This window comes from Streptomyces sp. NBC_00019 (genome assembly GCF_045041015.1).
Taxonomy (GTDB): domain Bacteria; phylum Actinomycetota; class Actinomycetes; order Streptomycetales; family Streptomycetaceae; genus Streptomyces.
In genome coordinates, this window is the sequence record NZ_CP108302.1 from 6,087,673 (window position 1) to 6,105,602 (window position 17,930).

Sequence of the window (17,930 nt, forward strand, 5' to 3'; positions counted from 1 at the left end):
CGGGCCCGGGCGTGATGCCGGGGCCCGGCCGTTTTCCACTGCCCTCGGGCGTTCCCCACCCCGCCCCGTCACCCTCACCCGTACCGGCCATTACTACTGTGTCTGCGATAGCGAACACCATCGCCCACTCGCACGCGGTACGACGGGGAAGGCCCACCATGGAGACACTGCAGCCGGACGACCCGCGGGAGCTGGGGAGTTACCGCATGCTGCGGCGGCTCGGGGCCGGTGGCATGGGGCGGGTCTACCTCGCCCGTTCGCCCGGTGGCCGTACCGTCGCCGTGAAGGTCGTCCGCCCGGATCTGGCGGCGGACGCCGACTTCCGGAGCCGGTTCCGCTATGAGGTCGAGATAGCGAAGGCCGTCTCCGGCCGCTACACCGCTCCCGTCGTGGACGCCGACCCCGAGGCGCCACTGCCGTGGCTGGCGACGTCGTACGTGCTCGGCCCGGACCTCACGGACGTGGTCGCCGCGCACGGAGCGCTGCCCGAGCGGACCGTGCGCGCGCTGGCCGCGGGGCTCGCCGCGGCCCTTCAGGAGATCCACGCGGCGGGTCTGATCCACCGCGACCTCAAGCCCTCGAACGTCCTGCTCGCGGCCGACGGCCCGCGCGTCATCGACTTCGGCATCGCGCGTGCGGTGGACGGAAGCCGTATGACGCAGACGGGAGTCGTGGTCGGCTCCCCCGGATACATGCCGCCGGAGCAGGCGCTGGGCAAGGACGTGGGGCCCGCGGGCGACATCTTCTCGCTGGGCGCGGTACTGGCCTTCGCGGCGACCGGCCGCGGGGCTTTCGGCGACGGTGCCGTCTCGCACGCGGCACTGCTCTATCAGGTCGTCCATGGCGAGCCGGACCTCAGGGACGTACCGCCGTCCCTGCTCGGCCTGATCCGCGCCTGTCTGCAGAAGGATCCGGCACAGCGGCCGGCCCCCGCCGAGATCGTGGCGGCGCTCGCTCCGCAGGGTGTCGAGGGCGTACTCAGCGACTGGCTCCCGTCCTCGGTGGCCTCGACGATCGCCACGCACGCGGCGGGGATCCTGGACCTCGAGGCGCCGGCCGCGGCCGGGTTCGGACCGGCGCCGACGACGGCGGGTGCGCCCACGCCGGGCTACGGATACCCGGCCGCGCCCGGCTACGGCACTCCTCCCGGCGGCACACCCGCGCCGGGCTACGGATATCCGCCCGGCCCGCAGCCGGGCACAGTACCGCTGGGCGCCGCCCCGGCCTCCTCCTCCCCGTCCCGCCGCCGCGCCCTCACCCTCGCGCTCGGCGGGGCGGCAGCCGTCGTCGCGGTCGGCGGCGGTGCCGCGTGGTGGCTGGGCTCGGCCGGGGAGACCTCCGGCACCGGGACGGACGCGGCGGGCGGGGGAGGGTCCGCCCAGCCCGTCGAGGAGAGCTTCACGACTCCGCCGGCCGGAGTGGCACCGCAGCCGCTGTGGCGCAAGAAGGTCGCCGAGGACAGCACGTCCTCGGCCGTACCGCTGCTCACCCATGACGGGCTGCTGCTGGTCAGCGGTGACCCGCTCGTGGCGTACGACGTGAAGACCGGCAAGGCCCGTTGGACCAAGCCCGGCATCTGCCGCCCGGGCGCCCCGCTCCTCTTCCACGGCGGCAAGGTGTTCCTGGCCGACGGCGACTACGACGGCGTACTCGTCGCCTACGACGTGAAAACCGGCGACGAGGCCTGGCGCAGCCGGCTCGGCAAGAAGATCACCGTCGAGGACACCATCGCCATCGACGACAAGAACGTCTACGTCACGGCGACCGACTACAGCGACTCCCGGAGCGCCACCAAGTACCGCACCGCCATCGCCGCCATCAACCACACCACCGGTACGAAGGTGTGGCTGCAGAAACGGGACTGGGGCACCAAGGACTACGACGTCCAGGGCTCCGTCCTGGGCAAGTACCTGGTCTACGCCGACTCCAACAACAACCTCACCGTGCGGTCCACCGCCACCGGTGCTCAGCTGTGGACCAAGAAGATCGGCGACGACTGGAGCTGGCGGCCCACCATCGCGAACGGTCTGGTCTTCCTGCCGGGCGCGACGCTGAGGGCCGTCGACGCGGACACCGGTGAGGTGAGCTGGACGCTGTCGCCCAACGGCCGCCGCGGTTTCAAGAACCCGACCGTCATCGGCGGGGTGCTCTACGTCAGCGACTACGACGGTGGCGTCTGGGCGGTCGACGTCAGGACGCGCAAGCGGATCTGGCTCTGCGACGAACTGGAGATCTCGGGCCCAAAGATGTTCGTGAAGGCCGGCAACTCCCTGTACGGGGCCGCCGGTTCCCTGGACGGCGGTCTCGTCGCCCTCCAGGCCAGGACCGGCAAGCTCCGCTGGACCTACACCGACAGCGACAACTGGGGCGAGCCGTGGCAGGTCGCCCTCGCCGGCAACCGGCTGCTGGTGTCGAACGGGCCGGAGTTCTACGCGCTGGCGGCTGTCTGAGGAACCGAAAGGGCCGCGAGATGGGGATGCATCCCGCGGCCCTTTTCGCGTTTCCGGTTTCCGGTCCGCTACCTCTACATCGGCGTCGTGACGGTCATGTGCTCCCCGGTGCCCAGGTGCAGCATGCCCTTGCCCGGCGTGATCTGGCCGCCGACCATGCTCCGGTTCGTGCGGATGCCGATCAGCTCGCCCGCGGAACTGTCCTGCGGGGACAGCAGGATGCCGCGGCGGGCCTTCTTCATGTCGACCTGCCAGCCGGAGAAGCCGTCACAGATCTCCTCCTCGTCACCGGCGATGACGACGGCGAGGCCCTCCTCGACGCCGCGCTCGACGATGCGCTTGAAGATGTCCTCGGCGTCGCAGTCGTCGTGCACCTCCGCGTCGTCGACCAGGGTGACGATCGGCTGCTCGGGACTGGCCGAGCCGATGAGCTCCTCCATCTCGTCCTCGTCGATGTCCCGGCCCGTGAAGACCTTCAGGACACCTTCCTGTCCCTCCAGTTCACGCAGCGGGGACGGGCGGGGTGCGGCGAGGATCAGCCGTACGCCCTGGGCGAGGTAGGCCCGCGCGATGTTCAGCAGCACCGTGCTGCGGCCGGACTTCGCGGGGCCGCCGATCACGAACGCCGGGACACCCTGGGAGAGATCGGGGCCGAAGGCGGTGAGCTCGTCGCCGCCGACACCCACCAGGGACCAGAGCGGCGAGGCGCTGGTCGCCGGGTCGCGCATCGCCCAGGCGTCGGCGAAGGAGATCCGGCTGGGCAGCACGTCCACGCGGAACGGGCGGCGGGAGCGCGGCAGTTCGGCATCCCGCGCGGCAGCGGTCTCGCCGATCGCGACGAGCGCCGCGGCCTGGCCCTGACCGGTGGTGTCCTCGGCCAGCAGCGCGAACTGGGTCTCCGTGGCCGTCTCGCTGGCGTACCCGCGGCCGGGCGGGATCTCCTCGGGGATCTTGCGGGCGTTGATGTCCAGCATCGAGAAGTCGCCGCGGTCCGCCAGACGCAGACCGTACTTGTCCTCGGTCAGGGAGGAGATCCGCCCCGTCAGCAGCTGGCGGTCACCGGTGATCACCAGATGCAGGCCGACGCTCGCGCCCTCCCGCATCAGCGCCATCACCTGGTCGGTGAGGTCACCGTGGTTGTACTCGCCGAGGGTGGGCAGCCAGCCCTCCCAGCGGTCGAGCAGCACCACGATGTGCGGCAGCCGCTCGTCCTCGGCGGCGAAGGAACGCTGCTCGCCGATGTCGGCGTAGCCCTTCTCCGCCAACAGCTCCTGGCGTCGGTTGAGTTCACCGGTCAGCCGGCTGAAGAGCCGGATGACGCGCTCCTGCTGGTTACGGCTGACCACCGCACCGCAGTGCGGCAGGCTGGTCAGCGCGTTCAGGGCGCCGTTGCCGCAGTCGATGCCGTACAGGTGGACATCGGCGCTGGACAGCGTCCGGGCCAGTGAACCGGCGATCGTGCGCAGCACCTGCGAGCGGCCGCTGCGCGGGGCGCCGGCGACGAGCAGGTGCCCGAAGGTGGAGAAGTCGACGACGACCGGGCGGCGGGCCTGGTCGGACGGCAGGTCCTCGATGCCGTACGGCGCCGCGGGCAGCGTCCCCCGGCCCTGCACCGCGGGAATCTCGTCCAGCAGCAGCATCTCGTCCAGGGCGGGCAGCCACGGGGAGTGCTGGGCCGGGATGCCCAGCGCCTGGTTGGCCTCCCGTACGGCGTCCACCAGCACCTTGAGGTCGGTGATCTCGTCGTCCTCGCGGGCCTCGGACTTGGGCTTGCTGAGCCCGGCCCGGCCCAGGTCCTGCCAGGCGAGCTGACCGGCCCACGGCGCGAGCGCGGTGGGATCGGCGGCACCCGGGCGGCGGCCACCGACGCGGCCGGACTGGAAGGGGACGAGGGAGGCGTGGCCGAGCCGGACGTACGCGCGACCGGGGGTGCTCTTGGCGATGTGACCGGCTTCGGGCGCGTCGATGACGTCGGTCGACTCACCGGCGTCGGTCACGCGCAGCGCGATCCGCAGGTTGGTGTTGGCGCGGATCTCGGGTGACACGACACCGCTGGGCCGCTGGGTGGCGAGCAGGAGGTGGATGCCGAGGGAACGGCCTCGCTGGGCGATGTTGACGAGGCCGGTGACGAAGTCGGGCAGGTCACGGACCATGGACGCGAACTCGTCGATGACGATGAGCAGTCGGGGCACATGCGCGTGGGACGGGTCCCGGCGCACCAGGTCCTGGTAGTCCTCGATGTCCTTGGCGTCGGCGGCGGCGAGGATGTGCTCGCGCCGCTTCAGCTCCGCGCCCAGCGACTCCAGGGCGCGCTCGACGAGGTGGGCGTCGAGGTCGGTGACCATGCCGACGGTGTGCGGGAGCTTGACGCAGTCCTTGAAGGCGGATCCGCCCTTGTAGTCGACGAGGACGAACGTCATGTTCTCGGGGGTGTTGGCGACGGCGAGCGCGGCCACGATCGTCTGCAGCAGCTCCGACTTGCCCGAACCGGTCGTACCGGCGATGAGTCCGTGCGGGCCGTCGCGCCGGAGGTCGATGCCGAAGGGACCGTCGTAGGACTCTCCGATGACCGCCATGGTGGACTGCCCGCCCATGCGCCAGCGCGCGGCGATGTCGTCGCGCGTCGGCGGTTCCAGCTGGAGCACGTCGAGGAGCCGGCTGGAGGACGGGAGCGCGGAGTCCTCGGTCTCGCCGCTGATGTCCCGCAGCGGCGACAGCGACCGGGACAGCCGCGCGCACCAGCCGGCGGAGACGAAGTCGGGCCGGACGTCGGTCCTGCGGCGGGAGCCGGTCTGCTCGACCCGCAGGCGCAGTTCGAGGGCCTGCTCGGTGTCCTGCCGGTCCTGCTGGGCGCCGTGGTGCCAGGCCTGGAAGGAGGGGAAGCCGCCGGCCGAGGCCTGCGGCACGCCCATCGCCGACGCGGCGGCGGTCTCCTCGATGCGCCGCGGTTCGGCGACGACGTACGCCTGGCACTCGCCGGGCAGGAACCGCTCCTCCTCGTCCAGACAGATCGCGTAGATGGCCACGGACGGACCTTCGCGCAGCAGCCGTACGACACCCGGCATCGACCGCAGCCGCCGGGACCCGTCCCATACGACGACGATGTCGGGGTCGGAGAAGGCGGGACCGCCGCCGCTGTTGTTGTTCTCCTTGAGGGCCTTCTGCCGGGCGTCGAGCAGCTGGGTCAGCTCGCCGACGCGTGCGCCGACGGTCTCGGCGTCCGTCCCGATCAGGACGTTGACGTCCTGGCCGCTCGCCGGGCGGGCGTGCGGCAGCCAGCGCACCCAGTCCCAGCGCGGGTGCGCCTCGTTCTCGGTGAGCACATAGAACTGCACGTCCATCGGGCTGTGCAGCACGGCGGTCTGGGCGACGACCCACCGCCCGAGCGCCTGGGCGGAGTCACCGGGGCCGGCGATACCGACGACCCCGAGGTCCCGCAGCGGCAGGGCGACGGGCGAGTCCTGGATCTTCCAGGTGACCTGACGCTTGTGCTCGTCCTGCTCGGGGTCGTCGAGGACGACCTCGGAGCGGACCCGGCCGGTGCCGACGCGCAGGAGCAGATGGTCGGCGTCGGTGCGCCGCCGCTCCCACAGCCGGGTACGGGGACCGGTGCCGAAGGCGAGGACGGCGGCCGGGTCGGGGATGGCCTTGCGCCGGTCGAGCCGCTCCAGGCGCAGCGCGTCCTCGGCGTCCTTCTCGATCCGCTCCTTGGTCTCCTTGTACTCCTTGACCTGCTTCGCATGGGACTTGCGCCCGTGCTTCTTGTCCATGAAGTAGTTGCCGAAGAGCATCAGGGGGCTCATCAGCGCCATGATCATGTAGTACCAGCGACCGAAGATCATGACCGAGACGACGGCGCCGACCAGCGGGAACAGGGCCATCAGCCAGGGCAGCGGCCGTGCCTCGTAGTCCCTGGGGGGAGAGGGCAGCCGGAACTGTGTCTTGCGCTCCGCCGGGCGCAGTCGCGGAGGCCGGTTGTAGTCGAGCCCCGCGCCGTCCTCCGACCACTTCAGGGCCGCGTTCGGCGGGCTGTAGCCGTCGATCTCCAGGAGGGTGTTGCCGAGGGCGAGTTGGGAGCCGAGGGGCCAGGAGCCGCCGTCGAAGTCCTCGCCGTCGAGACGGGGCCGGTCGCCGTCGTCGTCATCGTCCTTCTTCTTGGACGCGTCCTTCTTGTCGACGCCGTGCAGGGTGACATCGCACTTGCCGTCGATGGCGATGGACAAGGTGGCCGCGCGCGCGGCGAGTTCGGGATCGTCGATACGGATGGGCGCGGCCGGACCGCTGCCGATGTCGTACCGTCCCACGCCGAGCCGGTGCACGGCGCCCGCGGCGGGGCCGCCGGCCACCCGGAACTCGACGATGCCGGTCGGCTCACCGAGGAGACAGCCGGCCGGATCGTGCAGGCTGACGACGGCGCCCTCGCGCAGCGCGGAACCGACGATGTTCGCGTCGGGGTCGAGGGGGTAGCCGTCGACGTAGGCCTGTGGTGCGCCCCCGGGGTTCGCGTGCCCGCCGATGTGTCCGCCGATGGGGATGATCTGCGCGCCACCGTCGAGACCGACGTGCCGCGCCAGCTCCCGAGTGATGTCACCGACCGACGACTCCGGATCGGCGTCGAGCACCACGTCGGCGCTGGCCCCGCCGATCGGGTCGACGACGGTCAGACTCAGGCGCACGTTCGTCCTCCTCGCTGGGCTGAGGCCGCCCCCGCAACGCTGAACACAAGGTGAGTGAACACAGTGGGAGTGACCTTAACCGGCGCACCTTTCCCCTGCGCAACGGGCTGCACACGGGCTTCACAGGACTGGGACGCTCCCGGGATGTGCAGTGGTTCACGCTTCCGTTGCCGGACGTCCCTGTCATCCCAACAGCCCCACCCGTAAGATCTTTGCTCATGCGGACGGCCGGTGGTGACCGCGCGGCCCGCATCAGTCAAGCCACGGGGATGGCCCTGCGGCGACCGCAACGGGAGGGAGAGCCGTCATGGCCAAGGACACAGACCTTACTTATTCCGAGATGGAGAAGAAGGCCAACGACCTCATCAAGGCGATGGGCGACATGGAAGACATGTTGAAGTCCATCGAAAAGGGTGTCGAGGAGCTCGTCGCCAACGGCTTCACCACCACGAAGGCCTCCGGCGCCTACGACGAGTCCATCAAGGACTTCACCAAGGGCGCTGCGAAGACCGTCAAGGGTCTGGAGGGTCTGTCCAAGTTCCTCACCAACGCGAAGAAGGCGTACGAGGACCTGGACGACCAGCTGGCGAAGAGCGCCAAGGGCTGAGCCTGCCACGGGCGACACACCCCGGTGCGACGGGACATGAAGCTCCCGTCGCACCGGGCTGTCTGTCGCCGGGCTGTTTTCAACGGGGTGCCGGCTCGGGCCGGCGGATCGACATGATGGGGGCGCCGTGGCGGGCGAGAGCGATCAGCGGCTCGACCTTGAAGTGATCAAGGAAATGGGCAAAGGGCTCGGCAATATCAAGAAGGCGTTCGACGGCCTGGAGGATCTGGGCGGCAAGTACGAGGACGACTTCGGGAACGGCGATCTCGCCGACAAGTTCGGGGACTTCGCCGACAACTGGAAGCTCAGCCGGAAGAGGCTGACGGAGGAGATCGACGTGCTGGCCCAGATAGCCAAGGCCGCGGGGCAGGCGTACGAGGACATCGACCATCAGTTGGCCCAGGCACTTCGTGATGCCCAGGATCCGAAGAAGGGGAACTGACCGATGGCTGGACGCCCACGCGACTGGCACCCGGTCGCGGACAGTGACCCCATACCCGGAGACGCCGACCGCATGGCCTCCCTGGGCAAGACGCTGCGCAAGACGGCGGACGAGGTCGAACGGCAGATCCGCAATCTGAAGGCCGTCGCCGAGGTCGACGCCTGGGACAGCAAGGCCGGCAAGGAGTTCCGCGAAAAGGCCTCGGGCAACGTCAAGAAGCTCGAGGCGGTTTTCAAGAGGTACGACACCGCCGCCACGGCGATCGGCAGCCGGGTCGACGAAGTGGGCGGTGGATACCAGGACAAGCTGACCGCCAGCGCGAAGAACTACGCCTCCGACCTCAACCGGGCCCAGGAGATAGCCGACGCGGCCCTCAAGGACGCGAAGGACGCCGACGACCGCAAGAGCGCGTCGCAGAAGAGCATCGACGGTCTGTCCGGCAAGGACCGCAAGAAAGAGGACGTCGACAAGGACCGCAAGGACCTGGAGGCGAAGCGGGACGCGGCCGGTGACGAGATCGAGGCCGCACGGGAGAAGATCAACGAGGCCAAGAGGATCCGTGACGCCGCCGCCAAGCGCGCACGTGAGTCCCTGGACGCGGTCATCAACCATGACTCCCTGAAGGACGGGTTCTGGGAGACCCTGACCGACAGCATCGCGGAGATCACCTCCTGGGTCGCCACCGTATGTGGAATCCTCTCGCTGATCGTCGGCTGGATCCCGGTGATCGGGCAGGCCCTGGCCGGTGTGCTGGGCGCCATCGCCATGATCGCGACACTCATCAACTTCATCGCCACGCTCGTCCAGGTCGCCCAGGGCAACGCCGACTGGATGGATGTCGGAATGGCGGCCCTCGGATTCCTGATGATGGGTGTCGGAAAGGGCTTCTCCAAGATCGCGGGCAAGTTCGCGAAGGGGACGCTGGGACGGCTCGGCAAGGCCGGAGTCGCGCGCACCGCACGTCAGGTCAGCCGGGCCAACAAGAATCTGCGGCGGGCCGCCGGGAAGGACTTGAAGCTCGGAAAGGGCGACATCCTGAAGTCGCTCAAGGAGCCCTTCACGGAGCCTTTCTCGAAGGCTGCGTGGGCGAAGAACCTGAAGACGCTGAAGCCCGGCGGTGGAAACTGGGCCGCGGCCAAGAATGAATTGGGCCTGCGTGGTGGGGGAAGCGCGCTCAAGGGACTCCCCAAGTCATTCTCCATGGCCGATCCCGGTGTCGCGTCCGACCTGAAATCGATCAAAATGGGAACCGCGGCCCTGGGCAGCCAATTCGATGCCAATGCCATCAACCAGATCTCCAAGTCGGCCAGCCGTCTGTCCATCGTCGGGGCCGGTATTACCCTGGGCGGGCTGAGCCTGGACGGAAACCTTCAGAAGATGGTCGGTATCGGTGGCTGAGCCCCTGCTCGACGGAGCGTCCACACCCGCACGAAAGGACCGAGCATGACCGCACCGGACGATCCGGCTCCGCTGGACGAGACTTTCGAGTGCACCTTTGAGTTCCAGCCGGGCTGGATCGATCTGACGCTGCGCGAAGGCACCAAGGCCGAGGCCAAGGCGCTGGCCACGGAGGTCGTGAACCGGCTCAACCCGCTCGGCCTGGAGATCGAGAAGAGCGCGGTCTTCGATGACATGGTCGAGCGGGCCGTCGACCTCAACGACGACGTGCCCACCCTCGCGGCGGCGTACTACTCCGAGGCGGGGGAGGCCCTGGCCAACCTCATGGTCGACTCCTACGGCGACGAGGGCGTGCCGCGTCCCGGCGCGGACGAGGTCATCCCGCTGCTTCTGGAGTGGGGAAACGCACAGGTCACTGGCACCCCCGAGATCACCCACCTCGAACTGGCCGCCGGACCCGCCGTACGCATCCAGGCCATGCTCCAGGCCAAGCGCATGCTCGGCTTCGGCCGGAAGCTGACCGAGTTCATCAAGTACGCCGTCTTCCCGCCCGATATGCAGAGCCTCATCGTCGTCACGGTGACCTGGGAGAAGATCGCCGTCACCGAGCAGATCGCCGAGCTGGCCGACGAGGCGGTCCGGACGATGCGGATCACCCCGCTGCCGACGGGTCCCACCGAGGGGGGTACGGCATGAGGACGGCCGACCAGTTCTCCTCGGCACCCACGGACTACAACGTCGTCGTCCCGGACGGCTGGTTCCAGCTCTCCCTCGACCCGGAGGAGCGCGACCGGGGCATCATCGCCCTCGCCGAGCTGACGTTCCGTGGCCAGGACAACGCCCCGCTGCTGAAGAAGCAGTTCATGGAGGACCTCCAGCGCAAGGCGAAGGACGCCTACCAGGTCGGCGGCACGGAGCTCTACCTCTCCACGATGGCCGTCGGCCCCGTTCCCCTCGCGTCCTCACTGCTCATCAGCGTTCCGGGCCCCGACGAGTGGCCGGAGACCTCGGACGCCGAGGCACTGGCCGAGCACCTGGCCGACCGGAGCCGCGCCGACAACGGCGAGATCGGCGTGGTGGACCTGGCCGTCGCCGGCAAGGCGGTACGCCAACGCCGTCGCGAAGTGGCCGACCCCGCACGGCAGTTGGGCAACACCCTGCCGACCACCACCCTCACGTACTACGTGCCGATCCCGACCACCACACGCTGGCTGCTGCTGAACTTCTCCACGCCCATCGACCAGCTCGCGGACCAGATGGTGGAGCTGTTCGACACGGTCGCGGGGACGCTGCACTGGAAGTGAGCGGGGTGAGTCGGCCGGAGGCGGAGTTCCGCGTCCGGGACGGGTTCATGTTCGCTGGAGTGGCGCTGGCCCTGATCGCCCTCGGATTCGTGTTCGTCGTGACCATGGGCGCTTGGAAGTGGTTCGTACGGACCTCGGCTCCGACGGTGCTCAACTGGCCCGGCGGATCATGGGGGTTCGGCGTGGCTTGCGGCCTGCTCGTGGTCTTCGGCTCACTCGGCGCCTGGCGGTTCTTGGAGCGACCCCGAGGTGAGTCGCTGCCGGCGCGTGCGGGGCGCATGGCCGGCCTCACGGTGTGCGTCGGCGCGGCATTCGGCGCGGTGTTGTACATCATCGCTTCCCTGCCCGGCAGGAACTGCCCTTCGTACCGTGACGGTTGCGAGTACATCCCGGGGACGGGCAGCGCGCTCGTCACCTGCCTGGGCACTGCGGCGCTTGTGGGCTACGCGGTGTATCGGGTCGGCAGCGTGCGCGCCGAGCGGCGCCAGGCTCGTGAGCGGGAGCGGCTGCGGAAGCTGCGTAAGAAGGGGAAGGGGAAGAGCCGGGCGGCTCGGCAGGGGTAGCACGGCCGCGCAAGGAGACGACGGCCTACGGCGTTCGCTGTCGGCGGTTGTACATGACCAGGGCGCCGGCGAGCGCTGCCATCGCCGCGACAGTGCCGAGCAGACCGACGGACCAGAGCCAGGGAAAGTTGCGGAACACCCAACTGGGCGGTGTGTCACGCCCCCTGCCCCACTTCCCGGTGTCCTGGGCATTGGAGACGAGGGCCACGTAGGGCACGAGCGCCGCCAGGCAGACGATGGCCGCCCCGGTGCTGAGCATGGTGCGCCCCGGATGCTCCCGCCAGGACCTCCACCGCATCCGGCTCAGGCAGAACAACGAAAGGGCCAGCACACACGGCCCGACCACGCCGACGCAGGCCGCGAAGCCGTACGCGCCGCCAGGCCAGGACTCGGCCGCCCACTGCCATGTGCCGTCGCCCCAGAGCCGGTCAAGGACGGCCAACAGGACGATGATCGCCGCAAAGCCGAGGAACATCAGGCAGCCGAAAGCCCATTCACCCTTCTTCTCAGCCTTGCCGGCGGAGCCCGGTTTACCGGACCGCCGTTCGTAGCGCAGCGCGGGCGCGGATGCTTTACGGCGTCGCGGCTTGGTGGACCCTGCCATAAGGCTGTGTCTCCTTGGATGTGGATCAGTTCGGCGATGGCAGACCTGACGGAGGCCTGTGGAAACGTAGCTTGCGCAGCGTCTCGGGTGAGAAATCCTCCAAGTGAAGCTGCTCGAAGCCGACTTCGACGCCCTCCGCGTCCATCACCATGGACTCGCCCGAGACCCCGGAGAACGAGCTGGTGGTGCTGGGCGCGAGGCGGTCGACGTGATAGCAACCGCACTTGCTCCGGGTGACGATGAGAGGGGCGGATTCCGGGGCCTGACCGGCGACGAAGGTCTCGACGGCTTTCTGCTGGGCCGGGGTGAGGGACACCTGCGGTACGAAGTCGAGGCGGTCGAGAAGGTATCGCAGGAGAGGTTCGCGCAGGCGCGTGTGCAGCCTGCACCACGAACCGTCCGTGAAGAGAACCTTGAGGTCGCCCCCGTCTTTGAAGTCTCGCCGTTCGATGGACTGAACGGTCGATCTCGGGGTCTCCCAAAGGACTTTGTCGTCGACGATCGTCGTGTCCCACTCATGGAACGGGGTGTCCACGACGAGCAGCCGACGATCGGTGACGATCAGGTGCGTACGGTACTGCTTCTGATTCCGGCGAGCCGGATCCAACTGCCAGGGCAGCGTACGGGCGACGGTGCCGGGCGCGGCCCACATCACCGGGAAGTCAGCGCACTCGTCGGCCGGGTCGGCGGAGCTTCTCGGATCCGACGAGGACGAAGGGCCAGAGATGTTTCCACCTGCGGAGGAGAGAACGGCCAAGAAGGCGACCCCCAGGGCGAGCGCCGCACCTCTGACAGCGCCCAAACCCACTGCGCCGCCAGTGGAACGAGCCTTGTGGTCGGGCCCCTCGGGCCAGCCGTCAAGCTCGCGCTGAATGTCATTCCGCTCGGTATCGCGGAACCAACGCTTGCCTCTGACACGCATGGCGGCGCCTGTGGCGAAGGTGGCAGGGACTCGGGCGAGGAGTATCTCGTCCGCGTCGGGTTGCCAGACGACGTTCATGCGGATTACTCCGGGGTCGGGTTGAGACAGATGCTCCTGGCGAAGTCGTCGATGGCATCGCAGGAAGCTTCGAGGAGAGCTGGGTCGCCGCAGTGTCCCTTGAGGACCAGGTCGATGCTGTTGGCCGAGGAGTAGTGACCGAGAGCATCAGGCGCCCATAGGGGCCCGTCCAGCTGCGAAGGCAGCGCAGATCCAGCGGAAAGCGGTGAAGGGGCACTAGCGGTTCAACCACCAGTTTCGCAGGATGCCAATTCCTGCTACGGCCAGTAGAACGCCCATCACGGTGAAGCGACCTAGTGGAGTGGTGGTCAGAAGCCAGGCGCTACCAAGCAGACAGAGTGATCCACCGACGCACATCAAATATCTATAGGCGCTGTCTGGGATGTTTCCCGGAGGGATCCAAGGCATACTTTCACCTTCAAATAAAAACTTTATGAATCAGTCGCCGTCTGAGACGGTTGGGACATAGTCATTGTGGCGAAGGTTGACAGAATGTGCCAACTCGTCAATCGCGTCCAATGCGGTCAATACGTGTGCCGGCGCAGGCGAACCTGTAATGATGACCACGTCTTGCCCGTGCTCCTCATTGCGCCATGCATACCGAAGGCTTGAGATGACAGTGTTGTTTTCGTCATTGATCGAGTATCGAAGTACGCGTAGTCCATTTCCGAGCGAATCTGCCGTGAAGTCTTCGACGATCGGCTTCTCGATAGCTCCCTCCCCTTCTGCAAGCGTCACCCGCCTCAACTCGTAATCCTTCTCACCTTCCGATGGGAAATGTGTGACAAAAACCGGAAGTGGGATGCTTGAAGGAGTAGGAAGGTACAAAAGGATTTCGAACCCTGGGAACATCTTTGGGTATCGTTCAAGGCAGGCCAGCAAAGTACTGGTCAGAAGCTCGATCTCCCCCTGTCCGGCATCTTCGTCGGATTCGTCCCACCAAAGCTCGGCAGTTTCGGAAGCCCAGTCCTGCGGCGCACGTTTATCGTCGTCTTCCCAGGGCTCCACTGCCCCGATCGTCCACTTTGGAGGGATCTCCAGCCAAACGTCCAGGTCGTACTCAATGTCCAGCCAGCTCATTCAGCTTCAGTGCTCCAGTGGAAAGTGCTGACGATTGCTTCAAACAGAGAAACCGTGGCGTCGGACAGTTCGTCGCTAGGGTCGCCACCGCCCATGGTCGAGAAGGAAATAGTCAGCCACCTTGCTCGGTTGCCCGGAATAGCCGCCACGTAGTCTACTCGCCTCGAAGCCAGCTCGACTTCTTCCTCGGGCTCGGCACCCACGACCACTTCACGTCGCATGGCTGGAGCTTCACCCACCTCTGCTGGCTTATACCCAGATCCAGAAGCCATTGCCGCTATAAATTTCCCAGGATCTACTTCGGAGGTTACTTCTCCCACCACGAACGAAGCCGCGATCGGGGTTCCTCCTAGTTCCATCATCGGCAGGTAGAAGTCCAGCCCACCGCTCTTTCGGGCGTTCTTTACTCCTACACTGAGGCGCCGCTCAATCTCCAGGCGATACCGGGTGACCAAGTCGCGTGGAAAATTCTTCGGCAGGTTACCGCATGCTTTTTCGACAATGTCACGTACTGCCGCTTCCCGGTCGCTTTTGCGGCGAAGTGGGATTCGCTTCCAGTTCGGCGGAAGAATCAAGGAGTATCCGACCGCCGCGCCCTGTTTGAAATTCTCAGACTTTTCTTTTTCTGTGGCATCAGGACGGCCTGGTTCCACGGTGCTCCTCAGCTATTCAAAAGAAAGTGCTTCCGCATGCAGGCTGTCACCAGCCGGTTCCCTGCTGCACTACAAACTGTTCCTTCGTTTCATTGTATCCTTCGACGTAGGGCTTTCCCTCCCAAATGTCACTGGTTCCCAACATTTTGTCCGTCAAGTCGGCGCCGAGGCCTGCCCCGAAAGCCATACGGAACCGATCCCGGTAAATCTCTGCGGCTTGGCTCGCCTTGAGGACCTCGGGCGAATTAGGGTTACTGGCCCGCATTTGTTGGATATCTCTGTAGTGCCGAGCAAATTCCTTGTCGCCACCAGAAGAGGCTAGATCGCGCTTATTGGTGTTGGGTAGCTCCCTGCTGCGTTCAGCGGCGCGAGCCTCATTTCGTGCTGCGTTTTTCTGCTTCTGTGCAGCATACCGAGCCATTTCCGCCCCCCTCCTTTTACGCTTGCTGGTTGTTCTTTTGCGTGCTTGCCTGTCAGCCTTTCTGATGGCGTCGTTGATTTTGTTATTGTTTTCAGCCCCTTTGCTGGTACTACAGCCGTGACTCGCGATCTCGCTTGTCGCGGGTGGCGTAGTGGCAGCGTTGTGCGCGTGCTTGGTGGGTTCGGCGCCAGCGTGACTGGATGATCACGATCGCCGGTGGTGGCGGTGTGGTGGCCCAGACGAGCCGGTTGAGCAGGCGGCGGATCTCCTCGGCGGTGTAGCGGATCAGCTTTTCAACGCGGCCCGACGGGCCCCCTTTTCGGGCGCCTGGGCAGGGTCGGCCGGTGCGGGCAACAGGTGGTGTCCGTCGGGTTCCTGGAGGTGGCGGCTGCGGGTGTCAGTGATCGTGAGGAAGGCGAGGGCGGCCATGGAAAGGGTGATGTGGCGGTGCCAGGCGTCCCAGGTGCGGACCTCATAGTGGTCCAGGCCGCAGTCGGACTTCGCGGTCTCGAAGCAGTCCTCGATTCCCCAGCGCAGGCCCATCACGCGGACGATCTCGCCGATCGGGGTGCCGGCTTTGGCGTGCACGGCGAAGTAGGCGATCTGTGTGGGGTCGGTGATCGAGCGTCGCACCAGCAGCAGGTGGACATGGCCGCGTCGGGGGCCGCCTTCGGCGCCGCCGGGCCAGGTGACGTCGGCCAGTGCCCAGTCGTAGGAGCGCAGACCCTTGGCTCCCACGCCGCAGGAGCGGCGTTCGAAGATCAGCGGGATACCGGCGGCCAGCTTGTCCACGCGCAGAGGCCCGGTGCCGTGGGTGGACACCGTCTCGTCCACCGGGACGGCCATGACATAGGGGATGCGGCGGCGCTCCAGTGCGCCACGGAGCTTGCGGTCCTGGCCGTAGGCGCTGTCGGCGGCTACCCAGCCGAAGGGCACTTTGGCCCGGCGGCACCGCTCGACCATGCGCCGGCCCAGTTCCGGTTTGGTCACCACTGCCTTCGCGCGCGCTCGGGGAATGTGCTGGGTGCGGCAGCGGCCGGCGTCGGCGCACCAGGCGGCGGGCAGGTACAACTCGCGGTCGATCAACGCGCGTCCAGTGTCGGTGGCGTACGCGCAGAACACCGCGACCTGGCAGTTCTCGATCTGGCCGGTGATCCCGGCGTACTGCGGGGCCACCCCGGCCGACATCCGGCCCTTCTTCAGGAACGCCGTCTCATCCAGTACCAGCACCCCGTCCGGCCGGGCCAGGAACTGGACGACGAACGACCGCAGGGCGTCACGGAGTTGATCCGCGCACCAAGTCGAGCGGGCCAGGAACCACTGGACCCGGTCCGGACTCGAGTGCCCGACATGCTCGGCGATCTGCCACCCGTTCTTGCGCTCGACCGGCGCCACCAGCGCCTTCACATAGGCCATCGCCATCCGACGCGGCTCGACCCGCCCGAAGACACCCGCCAAAGAGGCGAAGAAGTCATCGAACCAGCCCGCCCACACCTGCACCGCCCGCTCCGTACTCACGGACAGGTCAACGCATCACACGGCTACCGGACACGGACACGAGTCACGGCTGTAGTACTGGCCCTAGCGGCTTTCCCTGCCGCCTTTGTTGAGGCTTTTCGAGTGAGAGCCTGGACACCCTTCAGGCCCTTCAGGGCTTTGGTCCCCAAGCCCATGGTGACGAGTGAGAACGCGTCCATGGCCACGTCCATCCACGATCCATCCCCGGTCACGGCAAGTAGGAGATGGCCAGCCATTACCAGGCCGGTTGCCACTGTGGCGATCATGGCGACCCAACCCACAGGGGTGATGAAAAGGGCGACTATGCCAATAATCGTGGCGGCCCAGCTCAGAACGTCGATGGCGACCTTCACATAATCAACAACACCTTCCCACCATGAGTCCTTGATAATGTCATCGATTTCGTCGCCAATTTTTCCTGCGTAGTAATCAGCGCGATTATCGCGGTCGCCCTTCAGGCTCTCTAGCTGCTTGCGGTAGCTCTCGAAGGGGTCGTCAGGCGCTGGGGATTTGTCTCTTCCGTCACTGGAAGCTTGTTTCTTCTTTTCTGCTTCAACCTCCTCCTGCTCTTTCTTTGCTTTAGCTAGAATCTTGTCGGCCTCGCCTTGATGGAGTTCAAGGTCATCGGCCCAATTGGACAAGTGGCCATGAACTCGCTCGTAACGGCTAGCCACTTCCCGTAGGTGCTTTTCTAGTCCTTCGGACTCTTCGCGCAGCTTGGCTGCATACTTTCCCTTGAGTTCATTGTCATCTTTGATCGCGCGAAGGTCTCGGGCCTGGTCCCGGAGAGAGGAAGCAACGTTCCTCATGTGCTTTACCTCGTCGCGAATCTCTTCTGGATCTCCCGGAATCGGATCGGAATCGGCGAGCGGCTGCCAGTCCCGGGGGCGCGTCGTCGAGGAGGCACTCACCTTTTCCTCCCGGCCTTCCTGAGTTCCTTGGCGAGGTCGGAATCAATTCCAGTGAATCCATCAATTGTGGATGTGACAAGCTTGCCAACGTTTTCGACACCCTCAAGCATCTTTTCGCGATACTTGTCCCAATTGTCAACGAAGTCGCCCATGGTGTCCGCTATTTTTCCACTTCCCCAATAGGGGCGCATGTCGTCTTTGCGGTTGTCGAGATTCTCGAGTTCCTTCTTGATTCCCTTGAGTCGAGATTCTGAATTGACGAGGAGATCGACATTGACGATGAGGTCGGAGTCGCTTGCCATT

General features: G+C 66.6%; 15 protein-coding genes and 1 pseudogene. 7 read left to right on the forward strand and 9 right to left on the reverse strand.

Going from position 1 to position 17,930, the window contains the following annotated elements:
• The first annotated feature begins 158 nt into the window (after positions 1-158).
• Positions 159-2,450, forward strand: coding sequence for a protein kinase domain-containing protein (locus OHU89_RS28795; RefSeq protein ID WP_405647066.1), 2,292 nt, complete (start codon positions 159-161; stop codon positions 2,448-2,450).
• Positions 2,451-2,524: 74 nt separating this feature from the next.
• Here OHU89_RS28795 and OHU89_RS28800 read toward each other — a convergent pair whose 3' ends face one another.
• Positions 2,525-7,126 (reverse strand): FtsK/SpoIIIE domain-containing protein, encoded by a 4,602-nt coding sequence (locus OHU89_RS28800; RefSeq protein ID WP_405647068.1) that lies wholly within the window; start codon positions 7,124-7,126, stop codon positions 2,525-2,527.
• A 307-nt stretch (positions 7,127-7,433) separates the two neighbouring features.
• Here OHU89_RS28800 and OHU89_RS28805 point away from each other — a divergent pair, with 307 nt between their 5' ends.
• From OHU89_RS28805 to OHU89_RS28830, 6 genes are all read left to right on the forward strand, one after another.
• Complete coding sequence (locus OHU89_RS28805; RefSeq protein WP_095046767.1) at positions 7,434-7,733, forward strand: WXG100 family type VII secretion target; 300 nt, start codon at positions 7,434-7,436, stop codon at positions 7,731-7,733.
• A 127-nt stretch (positions 7,734-7,860) separates the two neighbouring features.
• On the forward strand, positions 7,861-8,175 hold the full coding sequence (locus OHU89_RS28810) for a hypothetical protein (protein ID WP_046261397.1): 315 nt from the start codon (positions 7,861-7,863) through the stop codon (positions 8,173-8,175).
• Between the two features lie 3 nt (positions 8,176-8,178).
• On the forward strand, positions 8,179-9,573 hold the full coding sequence (locus OHU89_RS28815; protein WP_405647071.1) for a hypothetical protein: 1,395 nt from the start codon (positions 8,179-8,181) through the stop codon (positions 9,571-9,573).
• A gap of 45 nt (positions 9,574-9,618) precedes the next feature.
• Positions 9,619-10,269, forward strand: a complete 651-nt coding sequence (locus OHU89_RS28820; RefSeq protein ID WP_405647073.1) for a hypothetical protein — start codon at positions 9,619-9,621, stop codon at positions 10,267-10,269.
• Positions 10,266-10,877, forward strand: a complete 612-nt coding sequence (locus OHU89_RS28825) for a hypothetical protein (protein WP_405647075.1) — start codon at positions 10,266-10,268, stop codon at positions 10,875-10,877. Before OHU89_RS28820 ends, OHU89_RS28825 begins: the two co-directional genes overlap by 4 nt.
• 47 nt (positions 10,878-10,924) lie before the next feature.
• Positions 10,925-11,440 (forward strand): hypothetical protein, encoded by a 516-nt coding sequence (locus tag OHU89_RS28830; RefSeq protein ID WP_405647077.1) that lies wholly within the window; start codon positions 10,925-10,927, stop codon positions 11,438-11,440.
• Between the two features lie 25 nt (positions 11,441-11,465).
• Here OHU89_RS28830 and OHU89_RS28835 read toward each other — a convergent pair whose 3' ends face one another.
• From OHU89_RS28835 to OHU89_RS28870, 8 genes and pseudogenes are all read right to left on the reverse strand, one after another.
• The gene (locus OHU89_RS28835; RefSeq protein ID WP_405647079.1) at positions 11,466-12,044 is read right to left on the reverse strand and encodes a hypothetical protein; all 579 of its coding nucleotides are present in this window, start codon (positions 12,042-12,044) and stop codon (positions 11,466-11,468) included.
• Between the two features lie 25 nt (positions 12,045-12,069).
• Positions 12,070-13,044 carry a hypothetical protein gene (locus tag OHU89_RS28840; RefSeq protein WP_405647081.1) on the reverse strand — a complete coding sequence of 325 codons (975 nt, stop codon included), beginning with the start codon at positions 13,042-13,044 and terminating at the stop codon, positions 12,070-12,072.
• Positions 13,045-13,482: 438 nt separating this feature from the next.
• A complete protein-coding gene (locus OHU89_RS28845) occupies positions 13,483-14,124 on the reverse strand; it encodes a hypothetical protein (RefSeq protein WP_405647083.1) in 642 nt (213 codons plus the stop codon).
• Positions 14,121-14,777, reverse strand: coding sequence for a hypothetical protein (locus OHU89_RS28850; protein ID WP_405647085.1), 657 nt, complete (start codon positions 14,775-14,777; stop codon positions 14,121-14,123). The genes OHU89_RS28845 and OHU89_RS28850 overlap by 4 nt, the downstream gene beginning before the upstream one ends.
• Before the next feature lie 46 nt (positions 14,778-14,823).
• Positions 14,824-15,198 (reverse strand): hypothetical protein, encoded by a 375-nt coding sequence (locus OHU89_RS28855; protein ID WP_405647087.1) that lies wholly within the window; start codon positions 15,196-15,198, stop codon positions 14,824-14,826.
• 402 nt (positions 15,199-15,600) lie between these two features.
• Positions 15,601-16,698 (reverse strand): annotated as a pseudogene (locus tag OHU89_RS28860) (IS701 family transposase); the annotation flags it as partial.
• 41 nt (positions 16,699-16,739) lie between these two features.
• Positions 16,740-17,627 carry a putative T7SS-secreted protein gene (locus tag OHU89_RS28865; protein WP_405647089.1) on the reverse strand — a complete coding sequence of 296 codons (888 nt, stop codon included), beginning with the start codon at positions 17,625-17,627 and terminating at the stop codon, positions 16,740-16,742.
• A complete protein-coding gene (locus OHU89_RS28870; RefSeq protein ID WP_405647091.1) occupies positions 17,624-17,929 on the reverse strand; it encodes a hypothetical protein in 306 nt (101 codons plus the stop codon). The genes OHU89_RS28865 and OHU89_RS28870 overlap by 4 nt, the downstream gene beginning before the upstream one ends.
• Between the last annotated feature and the right edge of the window lies 1 nt (position 17,930).

What these genes read in the sequence shown, in the direction of transcription:
- OHU89_RS28830 (WP_405647077.1), top strand. Translation starts at nt 10,925, where the DNA reads ATGTTCGCTGGAGTGGCGCTGGCCCTGATCGCCCTCGGATTCGTGTTC.
- OHU89_RS28815 (WP_405647071.1), top strand. Translation starts at nt 8,179, where the DNA reads ATGGCTGGACGCCCACGCGACTGGCACCCGGTCGCGGACAGTGACCCC.
- OHU89_RS28825 (WP_405647075.1), top strand. Translation starts at nt 10,266, where the DNA reads ATGAGGACGGCCGACCAGTTCTCCTCGGCACCCACGGACTACAACGTC.
- OHU89_RS28845 (WP_405647083.1), bottom strand. Translation starts at nt 14,124, where the DNA reads ATGAGCTGGCTGGACATTGAGTACGACCTGGACGTTTGGCTGGAGATC.
- OHU89_RS28795 (WP_405647066.1), top strand. Translation starts at nt 159, where the DNA reads ATGGAGACACTGCAGCCGGACGACCCGCGGGAGCTGGGGAGTTACCGC.
- OHU89_RS28840 (WP_405647081.1), bottom strand. Translation starts at nt 13,044, where the DNA reads ATGAACGTCGTCTGGCAACCCGACGCGGACGAGATACTCCTCGCCCGA.
- OHU89_RS28820 (WP_405647073.1), top strand. Translation starts at nt 9,619, where the DNA reads ATGACCGCACCGGACGATCCGGCTCCGCTGGACGAGACTTTCGAGTGC.
- OHU89_RS28855 (WP_405647087.1), bottom strand. Translation starts at nt 15,198, where the DNA reads ATGGCTCGGTATGCTGCACAGAAGCAGAAAAACGCAGCACGAAATGAG.
- OHU89_RS28870 (WP_405647091.1), bottom strand. Translation starts at nt 17,929, where the DNA reads ATGGCAAGCGACTCCGACCTCATCGTCAATGTCGATCTCCTCGTCAAT.
- OHU89_RS28835 (WP_405647079.1), bottom strand. Translation starts at nt 12,044, where the DNA reads ATGGCAGGGTCCACCAAGCCGCGACGCCGTAAAGCATCCGCGCCCGCG.
- OHU89_RS28805 (WP_095046767.1), top strand. Translation starts at nt 7,434, where the DNA reads ATGGCCAAGGACACAGACCTTACTTATTCCGAGATGGAGAAGAAGGCC.